12 protein-coding genes and 1 tRNA gene are annotated in these 12,929 nt (G+C 65.2%); all 13 read right to left on the bottom strand.

The genetic code is table 11. The features are described 5' to 3' along the window. Positions 1-9: 9 nt before the first annotated feature. Positions 10-1,089, bottom strand: a complete 1,080-nt coding sequence (gene nuoH, locus ABL843_RS11590; RefSeq protein WP_418119954.1) for an NADH-quinone oxidoreductase subunit NuoH — start codon at positions 1,087-1,089, stop codon at positions 10-12. Continuing rightward, a complete protein-coding gene (nuoG, locus tag ABL843_RS11585) occupies positions 1,086-3,257 on the bottom strand; it encodes an NADH-quinone oxidoreductase subunit NuoG (RefSeq protein WP_369658636.1) in 2,172 nt (723 codons plus the stop codon). Before nuoG ends, nuoH begins: the two co-directional genes overlap by 4 nt. A gap of 17 nt (positions 3,258-3,274) precedes the next feature. Beyond that, a complete protein-coding gene (nuoF, locus tag ABL843_RS11580) occupies positions 3,275-4,615 on the bottom strand; it encodes an NADH-quinone oxidoreductase subunit NuoF (protein ID WP_369658637.1) in 1,341 nt (446 codons plus the stop codon). Beyond that, positions 4,615-5,169 (bottom strand): NADH-quinone oxidoreductase subunit NuoE, encoded by a 555-nt coding sequence (gene nuoE / locus ABL843_RS11575; protein ID WP_240650452.1) that lies wholly within the window; start codon positions 5,167-5,169, stop codon positions 4,615-4,617. Before nuoE ends, nuoF begins: the two co-directional genes overlap by 1 nt. 10 nt (positions 5,170-5,179) lie before the next feature. Next, the gene (locus tag ABL843_RS11570; protein ID WP_126018296.1) at positions 5,180-6,433 is read right to left on the bottom strand and encodes an NADH-quinone oxidoreductase subunit D; all 1,254 of its coding nucleotides are present in this window, start codon (positions 6,431-6,433) and stop codon (positions 5,180-5,182) included. Between the two features lie 5 nt (positions 6,434-6,438). Beyond that, complete coding sequence (locus ABL843_RS11565) at positions 6,439-7,050, bottom strand: NADH-quinone oxidoreductase subunit C (protein WP_126018294.1); 612 nt, start codon at positions 7,048-7,050, stop codon at positions 6,439-6,441. Positions 7,051-7,063: 13 nt separating this feature from the next. After that, a complete protein-coding gene (locus tag ABL843_RS11560; protein ID WP_007837763.1) occupies positions 7,064-7,543 on the bottom strand; it encodes a NuoB/complex I 20 kDa subunit family protein in 480 nt (159 codons plus the stop codon). A 15-nt stretch (positions 7,544-7,558) separates the two neighbouring features. Next, entirely contained in the window at positions 7,559-7,918 is a 360-nt protein-coding gene (locus ABL843_RS11555) for an NADH-quinone oxidoreductase subunit A (RefSeq protein ID WP_026346262.1), read from the bottom strand. A gap of 67 nt (positions 7,919-7,985) precedes the next feature. Continuing rightward, positions 7,986-8,070, bottom strand: a tRNA-Leu gene (locus ABL843_RS11550). A 119-nt stretch (positions 8,071-8,189) separates the two neighbouring features. Further along, on the bottom strand, positions 8,190-8,591 hold the full coding sequence (gene secG, locus ABL843_RS11545; protein ID WP_126018292.1) for a preprotein translocase subunit SecG: 402 nt from the start codon (positions 8,589-8,591) through the stop codon (positions 8,190-8,192). Positions 8,592-8,629: 38 nt separating this feature from the next. Continuing rightward, positions 8,630-9,394, bottom strand: coding sequence for a triose-phosphate isomerase (gene tpiA / locus ABL843_RS11540; RefSeq protein WP_184636544.1), 765 nt, complete (start codon positions 9,392-9,394; stop codon positions 8,630-8,632). Between the two features lie 13 nt (positions 9,395-9,407). Further along, complete coding sequence (locus ABL843_RS11535) at positions 9,408-10,406, bottom strand: NAD(P)H-quinone oxidoreductase (RefSeq protein ID WP_369658638.1); 999 nt, start codon at positions 10,404-10,406, stop codon at positions 9,408-9,410. Positions 10,407-10,511: 105 nt separating this feature from the next. Then, positions 10,512-12,839 (bottom strand): polyribonucleotide nucleotidyltransferase, encoded by a 2,328-nt coding sequence (gene pnp / locus ABL843_RS11530; protein WP_418119953.1) that lies wholly within the window; start codon positions 12,837-12,839, stop codon positions 10,512-10,514. Positions 12,840-12,929: the final 90 nt, after the last annotated feature.

The raw sequence follows: 12,929 nt of genomic DNA, 5'->3' as shown, positions 1-12,929 counted from the left end.
CGCTCCCTGTTATTTCCAGATGTTGAACGGCGTCTGCATCCAGCCACCGACCACGACCAGCCACACGAGCGTGACGGGAATGAAGATCTTCCAGCCCAGACGCATGATCTGGTCATAGCGGAAGCGCGGGAACGTCGAACGCACCCACAGGAACATGGTGACCACGCAGAAGGTCTTGAGGCCCAGCCAGATCCAGCCCGGAATGAAGCTCAGGAACTCGAACGGGGGCAGCCATCCGCCGAGGAACAGCACCACGGTCAGGATCGAGACGAGCCACATGTTGGCGTATTCGGCCAGGAAGAACATCGCGAAGCTCATGCCCGAGTACTCGATCATGTGGCCGGCCACGATTTCGGATTCGCCTTCCACCACGTCGAAGGGGTGGCGGTTGGTTTCGGCGAGGCCCGAGATGAAGTAGACGACGAAGATCGGCAGCAGCGGCAGCCAGTTCCACGACAGGACGCTGATACCCATGTCCGCGAACATGCCCTTGCCCTGCACGTTGACGATCTCGGTCATGTTCAGGCTGCCGGTGACCATCAGCACCACGACGAAGCAGAAGCCCATCGCGATTTCGTAGCTCACCATCTGTGCCGAGGCGCGCAGCGCGCCAAGGAAGGCGTACTTCGAGTTCGACGCCCAGCCGGCGATGATCACGCCGTACACCTCGAGCGAGGTGATGGCCATCACGAACAGCAGGCCGGCGTTGATGTTGGCCAGCGCCACGTCGGGGCCGAAGGGAATCACCGCCCATGCGGCGAGCGCCGGCATGATGGTCATGATCGGGCCGAGCAGGAACAGGCCCTTGTTGGCGACCGTCGGAAGAATGATTTCCTTGGTCATCAGCTTGAGCGCGTCGGCGATCGGCTGGAGCAGGCCCAGCGGTCCGATGCGGTTCGGGCCGATGCGGATCTGCGTGAAGCCGATGGCCTTGCGTTCCCACAGCGTGAGGTACGCCACGGCCAGCATCAGCGGGATGACCACGATGATGATCTTGATCAGCGTCCAGATCACCGGCCAGATCACGCCGGTCCACCAGCCCGCGGCCACCAGGCCCTGGCCGAAGCCGTGAATGGTGTCGACGATCATGCCAATGCCTCCTCGGCACCAGCCGTCACGTTGGAGCCGGCCGATGCGTTGCGCGCGTCGGCGGTCAGTTGCAGCGATGGTGCGCGGCGCACGATCGAATCCAGCTGGTAGATGCTCGCGACCACGGGCGCAGCAGCCGCGCCGTCGGCAGCGACCGCAGTGGCGGACGTGGCGTTGCTCAGCGCATTCGCGGGCACGGCGCCCTTCTCACCCACGGTGGCCAGCACTTCGGCGGTCGACTCGAACGCGAAGCCGGGCAGGCCCAGCAGGTTGGCCAGCACCCGCAGCACCTTCCAGGCCGGACGGGTCTCACCCAGGGGCTTCACCACGGCGTGGAAGCCCTGGACGCGGCCCTCGGCGTTGACGAAGGTGCCGGGCGTTTCGCTGAACGGGGCGATCGGAAGCAGCACGTCGCTGAATTCGAGGTTTGCCTTGAAGGGGCTCAGCGTGACGACCATTTGCGCATTGCCGATGACATCGGCCGCGGCTGCGCCGGCTGCCGAGTCGAACACCGGCTCGGTGTTCAGCAGCATCACGGCCTTCAGGCCCGAGCCAGCGGCGAGCATGCGGCCGGCATCGAGGCCGCCGTTCTTCGGGAACGCGCCGACGATCTGCGCGCCCACGGTGTTGGCCGCCTCGGTCAGGTAACCGACGGTGGCGCCGGTCTGCGCGCCGATCCAGTTGGCCAGCGCCAGCAGGCTGCTGGCCTGTGCGTGGTGCGCGGCTGCATTGCCGAGCAGGATGGCCTTGCGATCGCCGCTCAGCAGCGAGGCAGCGATCGCCTTGGCGACGTCGTCCGGTGCGTTCTTCGGAGCCAGAGGAGCGGCCGCGCCACTGGTTTCGCCGATGGCTGCAGCCACCGCGGCCAGCGCCTCGACCCACTCGCCGGCATCGACGATGGTCGACTGCGCCACGTTGATGGCCCAGGCGTCGCGGTCGGCCATCAGGCTGGCCGAAGTGATCACCGACAGCGCGGCGCCCTTGCGCACGGCCTGGCGGATGCGCTGCGCGAACAGCGGGTGCTCCTTGCGCAGGTTCGAACCCACGACGAGCGCGCGCTGCAGCTGCGTGAGCGACGCGATGGAAGTGCCGAGCCAGCGCACGCCTTCGAAGGCGGCGAATTCGGCATTGCGCAGGCGGTAGTCGATGTTGTCGCTGCCGAGCTCACGCGTGAGCATGGCGGCGAGCTGCAGCTCTTCGAGCGTGCTGTGCGGGCTGACCAGCGTACCGATGCTCTGCGCGCCGTGGTCGGCCTTGATCTGCTTGAGGCCGTTGGCGACGTACTCGAGTGCCGTCTGCCAGTCGACCTGCTGCCATTGGCCGCCCTGCTTCAGCATGGGCTGCGTCAGGCGCTCGGGGCCGTTGAGCGCTTCGTACGAGAAGCGGTCGCGGTCGGCGATCCAGCATTCGTTGACGTCTTCGTTCTCGAGCGGCACCACGCGCATCACGCGGTTGTTCTTGACCTGGACGATCAGGTTGGCGCCGGTGGAGTCGTGCGGGCTTACCGACTTGCGGCGCGACAGTTCCCAGGTGCGGGCGCTGTAGCGGAAGGGCTTGCTCGTGAGCGCGCCGACCGGGCAGATGTCGATCATGTTGCCCGAGAGTTCGGAGTCGACCGAGTCGCCCACGAAGGTTTCGATTTCGGAGTGCTCGCCGCGGTTCGACATGCCGAGCTCCATCACGCCGGCCACTTCCTGGCCGAAGCGGACGCAGCGCGTGCAGTGGATGCAGCGGCTCATCTCTTCCATGCTGATCAGCGGGCCGACGTCCTTGTGGAAGACGACGCGCTTTTCCTCTTCGTAGCGCGAAGAGGAACCGCCATAGCCGACGGCCAGGTCCTGCAGCTGGCATTCGCCGCCCTGGTCGCAGATCGGGCAATCCAGCGGGTGGTTGATCAGGAGGAACTCCATGACCGACTGCTGCGCCTTGATGGCCTTCTCGCTCTTGGTGCGAACGATCATGCCCTGCGTGACGGGCGTGGCGCAAGCCGGCATCGGCTTGGGCGCCTTCTCCACGTCCACGAGGCACATGCGGCAGTTGGCCGCGATGCTCAGTTTCTTGTGATAGCAGAAGTGCGGGATGTACGTGCCGGCTTTGTCGGCAGCGTGCATGACCATGCTGCCTTCGGCGACTTCGACCTTCTTGCCGTCGAGTTCGATTTCAACCATATGTGTATTTCTCGCGCTCAGGCCTTGACGGGCGCTTTCGGTACGTAGCCCGGGATCAGGGCCTCGAACTCATGGCGGAAGTGCTTGATCATGGCGCGCACCGGCATTGCCGCCGCGTCGCCGAGGGCGCAGATCGTGCGGCCCTGGATGTTGTCGGCCACCGAGTTCAGCAGGTCCATGTCGGACGCCCTGCCCTGCCCATTGTGGATGCGGTCCACCACGCGGTAGAGCCAGCCGGTGCCTTCGCGGCACGGCGTGCACTGGCCACAGGACTCGTGCATGTAGAAGTACGACAGGCGGCGCAGCGACTCGACCATCGAACGGCTGTCGTCCATCACGATGACGGCGCCCGAGCCCAGCATCGAGCCGGCCTTGGAGATGGAGTCGTAGTCCATCGTGCATTCCATCATGATCGACGCGGGCAGCACCGGAGCGGACGAACCGCCGGGAATCACCGCCTTCAGCGTGCGGCCCTTGCGGACGCCGCCGGCCAGCTCCAGGAGCTTGGAGAAAGGGGTGCCCATCGGGACTTCGTAATTGCCGGGCAACTCGACGTCGCCGCTCACCGAGTAGATCTTGGTGCCGCCGTTGTTCGGCTTGCCGCACTCGAGGTAGGCCTGGCCGCCGTTGCGGATGATCCAGGGCACCGCCGCGAAGGTCTCGGTGTTGTTGATGGTGGTGGGCTTGCCGTACAGGCCGAAGCTGGCGGGGAACGGCGGCTTGAAGCGCGGCTGGCCCTTCTTGCCTTCCAGCGATTCGAGCAGCGCGGTTTCCTCGCCGCAGATGTAGGCGCCGAAGCCGTGGGCCGCGTGCAACTGGAAGTTGTACGTGCTGCCCATGATCTTGTCGCCGAGATAGCCGGCGGCACGCGCCTCTTCAAGGGCTTCCTCGAAGCGCTCGTAGGTCTGGAAGATCTCGCCGTGGATGTAGTTGTAGCCCACGCTGATGCCCATCGCGTAAGCGGCGATGGCCATGCCCTCGATCACGATGTGCGGGTTGAACTGCAGGATGTCGCGGTCCTTGCACGTACCCGGCTCGCCTTCGTCGGAGTTGCAGACGAGATACTTCTGGCCCGGGAACTGGCGGGGCATGAAGCTCCACTTCAGGCCGGTCGGGAAGCCCGCGCCGCCGCGGCCGCGCAGGCCGGAGGCCTTCACTTCGGCGATCACCTGGTCGGGCGTGAGGCCCTCGGTCAGGATCTTGCGCAGGGCCTGGTAGCCGCCGCGCGCCTCGTAGTCGGCCAGGCGCCAGTTGGTGCCGTCGAGGCCGGCATAGATCTGCGGCTCGATATGGCGGTCATGGAAACAGGTCTGGACGCCCGTCGCCTGGAACTGCTGGAGCACTTGTTCGGGTGACATCAGGAAGCCTCCCCCTTGGTGGCCGGCGCGGCGTTGCGCAGGCCGTCGACCAGCTGGTCGAGCTTCTCGTTGCTCATGAAGCTGCACATCGTGCGGTCGTTGACCAGCATCACGGGCGAATCGGCACAGGCGCCCAGGCATTCGCTCTGCTGCAGGGTGAACAGGCCGTCGGGCGTGGTCTCGCCCATCTTGATGCCGAGCTTCTTCTCGAGGTGCACGAGAGCCGTGACGCCGTCGCGCAGCTGGCAAGGCAGGTTGGTGCACACGTTGAGCTTGAACTTGCCCACCGGATGCTGGTTGTACATGTTGTAGAAGGTCGTCACCTCGTGCACGGCAATGGGCGCCATGCCGAGGTACTCGGCGATCTCGCGCTCGCGCTGCAGGCTGACGTAGCCCTCGTTCTGCTGGACGATGGACAGGCAGGCCATCACGGCCGACTGCTTGCCCGCTTCGGGGTACTTCGCCACCTCGCGCGCAAAGCGCTCGAGGATCGCAGGCTCCAGAGGGGCAGAAGGCGCCGAGGGCGCCGTGTCATGGTGGGTCGAGGAAGTCATTCGCTCTTTCTCACCTGTCGATCTCGCCGAACACGATGTCCATCGTGCCGATCACCGCGACAGCGTCGGCGATCATGTGACCGCGCGACATTTCGTCGAGGGCGGCTAGGTGCGGGAAACCAGGGGCGCGGATCTTCAGGCGGTACGGCTTGTTGGCGCCGTCGCTCACGAGATAGATGCCGAACTCGCCCTTCGGATGCTCGACGGCGGCATAGGCCTGGCCTTCGGGCACATGGAAGCCTTCGGTGAAGAGCTTGAAATGGTGGATCAGCTCCTCCATGTTCGCCTTCATCGATTCGCGCGCGGGCGCGGCGACCTTGTGGTTGTCGGTGATGACAGGACCGGGGTTGGCGCGCAGCCAGGCCGAGCACTGCTGGATGATCCGGTTGGCCTGGCGCATCTCCTCGACGCGGACCAGGTAGCGGTCGTAGCAGTCGCCGGTCTTGCCCACGGGCACGTCGAACTGCATGCGGTCGTAGACGTCGTAGGGCTGCTTCTTGCGCAGGTCCCATTCGATGCCCGAGCCGCGCAGCATGGGGCCGGTGAAGCCGAGGTTCAGCGCGCGCTCCGGCGAGACCACGCCGATGCCGACGGTGCGCTGCTTCCAGATGCGGTTGTCGGTGAGCAGCGTCTCGTACTCGTCGACCATCTTCGGGAAGCGCTTGCAGAAGTCATCGACGAAGTCGAGCAGCGACCCCTGGCGGTTCTCGTTGAGCTTCTCGATGGCCTTCGCGTTCTTGACCTTGCTGACCTTGTAGCGCGGCATCGCGTCGGGCAGGTCGCGGTACACGCCGCCCGGACGGAAGTACGCCGCGTGCATGCGCGCGCCGGAAACGGCCTCGTACATGTCGAACAGGTCTTCGCGCTCGCGGAAGCAGTAGATGAGCATGTTCATCGCGCCGCAGTCGAGGCCGTGCGCGCCGAGCCACAGCAGGTGGTTCAGCAGGCGGGTGATCTCGGCGAACATCACGCGGATGTATTGCGCGCGCTCCGGCACCTCGAGGCCCAGCATCCGCTCGATGGCCAGGCAGTAGGCATGCTCGTTGCTCATCATCGACACGTAGTCGAGACGGTCCATGTACGGCAGCGACTGGATGAAGGTGCGCGTTTCGGCAAGCTTCTCGGTGGCGCGGTGCAGCAGGCCGATGTGGGGGTCGGCGCGCTGGATGACCTCGCCGTCCAGCTCGAGCACCAGGCGCAGCACGCCGTGCGCTGCCGGGTGCTGGGGACCGAAGTTGAGTGTGTAGTTCTTGATTTCGGCCATATCAGTCAGTGCAAACCGCCGCCGTAGTTGTCTTCGCGGATCACGCGCGGGGTGATTTCGCGCGGCTCGATGGAAACCGGCTGGTAGACCACGCGCTTCTGCTCTTCGTCGTAGCGCATCTCGACATGGCCCGACACCGGGAAGTCCTTGCGGAACGGGTGGCCGATGAAGCCGTAATCGGTCAGAAGGCGGCGCAGGTCGTCGTGGCCTTCGAACACGATGCCATAGAGGTCGAAGGCTTCGCGCTCGAACCAGGTGGCGGAGTTCCACACGGACTGCAGCGAGTCGACCACGGGGAAGTCGTCGCTCGATGCGAGCACCGTCAGGCGCACGCGCTGGTTGAGACTCACCGACAGCAGATGGGAGACGACGCCATAGCGCCCGCCCTGCCATTCGCCGTCACGGTAGTCGGAGTAGTCCATGCCGCAGAGGTCGATCAGCTGCTCGAAGCGGCAGCCGGGCGCATCGCGCAGCAGCAGTGCAGCCTCGAGGTAGTCGGCAGCGCCGACCACCACGTTCACCTCGTCGAGGGCGACGGTCACGCTCTTGGCCTTGGCGCCGAGCGTCTCGGCGACGGTGGCGCGCAGCACCTCCGGCGAAATTGCAAAGTCAGTCATCGTCGGCGGTCCCTCAGGCGCGGGCAATGGTGTTGGTGCGGCGAATCTTCTGCTGCAACTGGATCACGCCGTAGAGCAAGGCCTCGGCGGTGGGCGGGCAACCCGGAACGTAGACATCGACCGGCACGATGCGGTCGCAGCCGCGCACGACCGAATAGCTGTAGTGGTAGTAGCCACCGCCATTCGCGCACGAACCCATGGAGAGAACCCAGCGCGGCTCCGGCATCTGGTCGTAGACCTTGCGCAGGGCTGGAGCCATCTTGTTGCACAGCGTGCCGGCCACGATCATCAGGTCGGACTGGCGCGGGCTGGGGCGGAACAGCATGCCGAAGCGGTCGATGTCATAGCGCGCGGCGCCCGCGTGCATCATCTCCACCGCACAGCATGCAAGGCCGAAGGTCATCGGCCAGAGAGAACCAGTCTTCGCCCAGTTGACGACCGAATCGTAGGTCGTGGTGACGAAGCCTTCCTTGAGAACGCCTTCAATGGCCATCGTGTTTCTTCCTTGTCATTCCCAGTCGAGCGCGCCCTTTTTCCACTCGTAGGCGAAGCCCACGACGAGGATGGCGAGAAAGATCATCATGGCCCAGAAGCCAACAGCGCCGATTTCCTTGAGCGCAATAGCCCATGGAAAGAGGAATGCAATTTCGAGGTCGAACAGGATGAAGAGAATCGCGACGAGGTAATAGCGCACGTCGAACTTCATGCGCGCATCCTCGAAGGCCTCAAAGCCACACTCGTACGGGGAGTTCTTCGCGGTGTCGGGCCTGTTGGGGCCGAGAATGTATCCGATGACCTGAGGGGCGACGCCTACGCCGACTCCGACCAGAATGAACAAAAGGACGGGGAGGTAGGAGTCGAGATTCATCGAGAGTTTTTCACCGCTTGCCACCGGCAGGAAGAACCTCTGGATGAGGCTTTCCGCCGATGAGATTTGGTGCGGTCGGCGAGACTCGAACTCGCACAGCTTTCGCCACTACCCCCTCAAGATAGCGTGTCTACCAATTTCACCACGACCGCGGTTTTTGCTGCTCGGATGGCATGAGGTACCTGCAAGAGGAATTTGGCTTTCCGAACAGATTTAGAGTTTACCCTGAAATGGAGCCATTTCTCACGGGCAACTCATGAAAACGAGTTGATTACTTGCCCGGAATCTGCCCCGCACCCGAAACAGGGGCTGCAGGAGCCGAAGCAGGCGCATTCGGAGCTGCCGCACCGGGGATCTCGTTCGCAGCACCAGAGGCCGGCGCAGCAGGCGCACCCACTGCGGCACGCTCCAGAAGACTGCCGCCGCCAGCAGGACGCGCATGGCTGAAGTAGGCCAGCAGCAGCGTGCAAGCGAAGAACACCGCGGCAAGCACTGCCGTGGTGCGCGACAGGAAGTTGGCACTGCCGCTGGCACCGAACAGGCTGCCGGCGCTGCCGCTGCCGAAGGCCGCGCCCATGTCGGCGCCCTTGCCGTGCTGGATCAGGATGAGGCCGATCATCGCGAGGGCTGCCAGCATCTGCACGCCGACCAGAAGGTTGAGGACCACGTTCATTCGTTCTTACTCCTAATTTGATGCAAACCGTTGCGCGTTCAACGCGCAGCGGCGGAAATGATCTGCAGAAAGTCGGGCGCCTTGAGCGACGCACCGCCGATGAGGCCGCCGTCGATGTCGGCCTGCGCGAGCAGTTCCGCGGCGTTCGCCGCATTCATGCTGCCGCCATAAAGAATGCGGATGCCTGCGGCATGTTCGCTCGCCGCGTGATGCAGTTGCGCGCGCAGCACCGCGTGCACTGCCTGCGCCTGCTCCGGCGTGGCCGTCTTGCCTGTGCCGATGGCCCAGACAGGCTCATAAGCCACCACGATCTCGCTGATGCAATGGCCGTTCACGTGAATGACGGCAGCCAGCTGGCGCTTGACCACCTCTTCGGTCTGCCCTGCTTCGCGCTGCGCAAGGGTCTCGCCCACACAGACGATCGGCGTGATGCCGTTGGCCAGCGCAGCCGCGGTCTTGGCAGCAACCGCTTCGTCGCTCTCGCCGTGGTACTGGCGACGCTCGGAGTGGCCGACGATCGCATAGCGCACGCCGAAGTCCTTCAGCATCGCGGCCGATTGCTCGCCCGTGAACGCGCCTTGCGGGTGCGCCGAGACATCCTGCGCGCCGAGCGCCAAGGCCGGCGAAGCCGCCAGCAGCGACTGCAGCTGCGCGAAATACGGAGCGGGCGCGCACAGCGCCACGTCGCAGGCGGCCGGGCTCGCGGCCAGGCCCTGCTGGAGGGCCTTCACCAGCGCCTCGTTGGCAGCCAGGCCGCCGTTCATCTTCCAGTTGCCGGCGATCAGTTTCTTCTTCGTTGTCATCGCGTTCTTCTCGTCACCATGTCAGCACGATCTTGCCGATGTGCTGGTTCGATTCCATCAGCGCATGAGCCTGGGCCGCGCCGCTTGGCTCACCCGCCGCGGCAAAGGTGCTGTGGATCACGGGCTTGATCGCGCCGCTTTCCAGCAGCGGCCACACCTTCTCGCGCAACGCCCTGGCAATGGCGCCCTTGAACGCCACGGGCCGCGGACGCAGCGTCGAGCCGGTGATCGTGAGCCGCCTGCGCAGCACGAGACCCGCATTGATCTCGCTCTTCACGCCGCCCTGCACCGCGATGATGACCAGACGGCCATCTTCGGCCAGGCATTCGACCTCGCGCGCCACGTAGTCGCCGGCGACCATGTCGAGCACCACGTCCACGCCCTTGCCGTCCGTGAGCTTCTTCGCCTCTTCGACGAAGTCGCTGGTGCGGTAGTTGATGGCGTGGTCGGCGCCGAGCTTGAGGCAGGCTTCACACTTGTCGTCGCTGCCGGCCGTGACGATCACGGTCGCGCCGAGCGCCTTGGCGATCTGGATCGCCGTGACGCCGATGCCGCTCGAGCCGCCCTGAATGAGCAGCGTCTCACCCTTCTGGAGGCGGCCGCGTTCGAACACGTTGCTCCAGACGGTGAAGAAGGTCTCGGGCAGCGAAGCCGCTTCGAGATCGCTCCACCCTTTGGGCACTGGCAGGCATTGCGCCACGGGCGCCACGCACAGCTCGGCATAGCCACCGCCGGCAATCAGCGCGCAGACGCGATCGCCGACCTTGAATCCGGCCTCTGCCAGCGCCGCGGCATCGCCCGACACGATCTCGCCAGCCACTTCGAGGCCCGGCAGATCGGACGCGCCCGGCGGCACCGGGTAGTGCCCCTTGCGCTGCAACACGTCGGGGCGATTGACGCCACTCGCCGCAACGCGGATCAGCAGTTCGCCGGCGCCCGCGACGGGGTCGGGACGCTCGGCGACGCGCAGCACCTCGGGGGCGCCGTACGAAGTGATTTCAATGGCTTTCATGGTCTTTCGGCCTCCAGCGCCCGCAGATGGGGCGCAGCTTGACGTTCAAAAGATGAAGAGGCAGCAATGGCGGCTGCATGCACAGCCGCCACCCTCGCGCCCTTCTTACTCCTGAGGCTCGCGCGGAGCTTGCTGCTGCGGCTGCTCGCCGGCCGGCGCTTCGCTGCGCGGCTGTTGCTGCTGTTCGTTGAAGCGAGGCGCGCGTTCGCCGCGATCGCCGCCGCGGTCACCACCACGCTCGCCGCGATCACCGCGGTCGCCACGATCGCCGCGTTCACGACGCTCGCCGCGGTCACCACGGTCTTCGCGCGGGGGACGCTCGCTGAACTCCATGCCGGCCGGACGTTCGGTCAGGGCCTTCATGGACAGCTTGACGCGGCCCTTGTCGTCGGTCTCGAGGACCTTGACCTTCACGATCTGGCCTTCGCTCAGGTAGTCGGTCACCTTCTCGACGCGTTCGTGCGCGATCTGGCTGATGTGCAGCAGGCCGTCCTTGCCGGGCAGCAGGTTGATGAGCGCACCGAAGTCCAGGATCTTGGTGACCGGGCCTTCGTAGACCTTGCCGATTTCGACTTCGGCCGTGATCTGCTCGATGCGCTTCTTGGCCATCTCGGCCTTTTCCGGATCGGTCGAGGCGATGGTGATGGTGCCGTCTTCGTCGATGTTGATCGTCGTGCCGGTTTCTTCCTGCAGGCCGCGGATGACCGCGCCGCCCTTGCCGATCACGTCGCGGATCTTCTCGGGGTTGATCTTCAGCGTGGTCAGGCGCGGTGCGAACTGCGACACGTCGGACTTGGCCTCGCCCATCGCTTCCTGCATCTTGCCGAGGATGTGCATGCGCGCTTCCTTGGCCTGTGCCAGCGCGACCTGCATGATTTCCTTGGTGATGCCCTGGATCTTGATGTCCATCTGCAAGGCGGTGATGCCGTTGGTCGTACCGGCCACCTTGAAGTCCATGTCGCCCAGGTGATCCTCGTCGCCCAGGATGTCGGTCAGCACCGCGAAGCGGTTGTCTTCCTTGATCAGGCCCATGGCGATGCCGGCCACGTGCGCCTTCATGGGCACGCCGGCGTCCATCATCGAGAGGCAGCCGCCGCACACCGATGCCATCGACGACGAGCCGTTCGACTCGGTGATCTCCGACACCACGCGGACCGTGTACGGGAACTCTTCCTTGTTCGGCAGCACGGCGACCAGCGCGCGCTTGGCCAGGCGGCCGTGGCCCACTTCGCGGCGCTTGGTGGAGCCCATGCGGCCCACCTCACCGGTGGCGAAGGGAGGCATGTTGTAGTGGAACAGGAAGCGGTCTTCGTACTCGCCGGCCAGCGCGTCGATGCGCTGTGCGTCGCGCTCGGTGCCCAGCGTGGTCACGACCAGCGCCTGCGTCTCGCCGCGCGTGAACAGGGCCGAGCCGTGGGTGCGGGGCAGCACCGAGTTGCGGATTTCGATGGGACGCACGGTGCGCGTGTCGCGGCCGTCGATGCGCGGCTCGCCCGACAGGATCTGGCTGCGCACGATCTTCGATTCGATGGCGAACAGCAGGTCGGAGACCTTGCCGGAGTCGAATTCGGCGCCTTCGGCCTTCAGGGCCTCAAGCACGCTGGCGTTGGCTTCGCGCAGGGCCTGGGTGCGGGCCTGCTTGCTGCGGATCTGGTAGACGGCGCGCAGCTTGTCTTCGGCCAGGCCCTTGACCTTGGCGACGAAGGCTTCGTCTTCGGCGGGCGCTTGCCAGTCCCACACCGGCTTGCCGGCGTCGCGCACGAGTTCATGGATCGCGTCGATGGCGATGTTGGCCTGCTCGTGGCCGAACACCACGCCACCCAGCATGACTTCTTCGCTGAGCTGCAGGGCTTCGGACTCGACCATCAGCACGGCGGCTTGCGTGCCGGCCACGACGAGGTCCATTTGCGAATCCTTGCGGGCGGTCTGGCCCGGGTTCAGCACGTACTGGCCGTTGATGTAGCCCACGCGGGCGGCACCGATCGGGCCGTTGAACGGCACGCCGGAGATCGACAGGGCGGCGCTCACGCCGATCATGGCGGCGATGTCGGCGTCGACTTCGGGGTTCAGCGAGATCGTGTGCACGACCACGTGCACTTCGTTCAGGAAGCCTTCGGGGAACAGCGGACGGATCGGGCGGTCGATCAGGCGGCTGGTCAGCGTTTCATGCTCGCTGGGCTTGGCTTCGCGCTTGAAGAAGCTGCCGGGGATCTTGCCCGCGGCATAGGTCTTCTCGATGTAGTCGACGGTCAGCGGGAAGAAGTCCTGGCCGGGCTTGGCCGACTTGGAGGCGACCACGGTTGCGAGGATGACGGTGCCCTCGATGTCGACGAGCACGGCGCCGCTGGCCTGGCGGGCGATCTCGCCCGTTTCCATGACCACGGTCTTGCCGCCCCATTGGAACGACTTGGTGACTTTGTTGAAGAGGCTCATGTTTTGCTCCTGTTTTGATAGCGAACCACACGGAGTCCGCAGGTGACGGAGGCTTCTCAGAACACGATGCCATTCCAGCGAAGCTCGGGG

Source organism: Variovorax sp. 350MFTsu5.1 (genome assembly GCF_048302515.1).
GTDB lineage: Bacteria > Pseudomonadota > Gammaproteobacteria > Burkholderiales > Burkholderiaceae_C > Variovorax > Variovorax guangxiensis.
Note: the sequence above shows the minus strand (reverse complement) of the source record. Positions and strands in the feature narration are given on the sequence as shown.

Bases quoted from the DNA above. Each gene is read 5' to 3' on its own strand.
- nuoH (WP_418119954.1), bottom strand. From the start codon at position 1,089: ATGATCGTCGACACCATTCACGGCTTCGGCCAGGGCCTGGTGGCCGCG.
- nuoG (WP_369658636.1), bottom strand. From the start codon at position 3,257: ATGGTTGAAATCGAACTCGACGGCAAGAAGGTCGAAGTCGCCGAAGGC.
- nuoF (WP_369658637.1), bottom strand. From the start codon at position 4,615: ATGTCACCCGAACAAGTGCTCCAGCAGTTCCAGGCGACGGGCGTCCAG.
- nuoE (WP_240650452.1), bottom strand. From the start codon at position 5,169: ATGACTTCCTCGACCCACCATGACACGGCGCCCTCGGCGCCTTCTGCC.
- ABL843_RS11570 (WP_126018296.1), bottom strand. From the start codon at position 6,433: ATGGCCGAAATCAAGAACTACACACTCAACTTCGGTCCCCAGCACCCG.
- ABL843_RS11565 (WP_126018294.1), bottom strand. From the start codon at position 7,050: ATGACTGACTTTGCAATTTCGCCGGAGGTGCTGCGCGCCACCGTCGCC.
- ABL843_RS11560 (WP_007837763.1), bottom strand. From the start codon at position 7,543: ATGGCCATTGAAGGCGTTCTCAAGGAAGGCTTCGTCACCACGACCTAC.
- ABL843_RS11555 (WP_026346262.1), bottom strand. From the start codon at position 7,918: ATGAATCTCGACTCCTACCTCCCCGTCCTTTTGTTCATTCTGGTCGGA.
- secG (WP_126018292.1), bottom strand. From the start codon at position 8,591: ATGAACGTGGTCCTCAACCTTCTGGTCGGCGTGCAGATGCTGGCAGCC.
- tpiA (WP_184636544.1), bottom strand. From the start codon at position 9,394: ATGACAACGAAGAAGAAACTGATCGCCGGCAACTGGAAGATGAACGGC.
- ABL843_RS11535 (WP_369658638.1), bottom strand. From the start codon at position 10,406: ATGAAAGCCATTGAAATCACTTCGTACGGCGCCCCCGAGGTGCTGCGC.
- pnp (WP_418119953.1), bottom strand. From the start codon at position 12,839: ATGAGCCTCTTCAACAAAGTCACCAAGTCGTTCCAATGGGGCGGCAAG.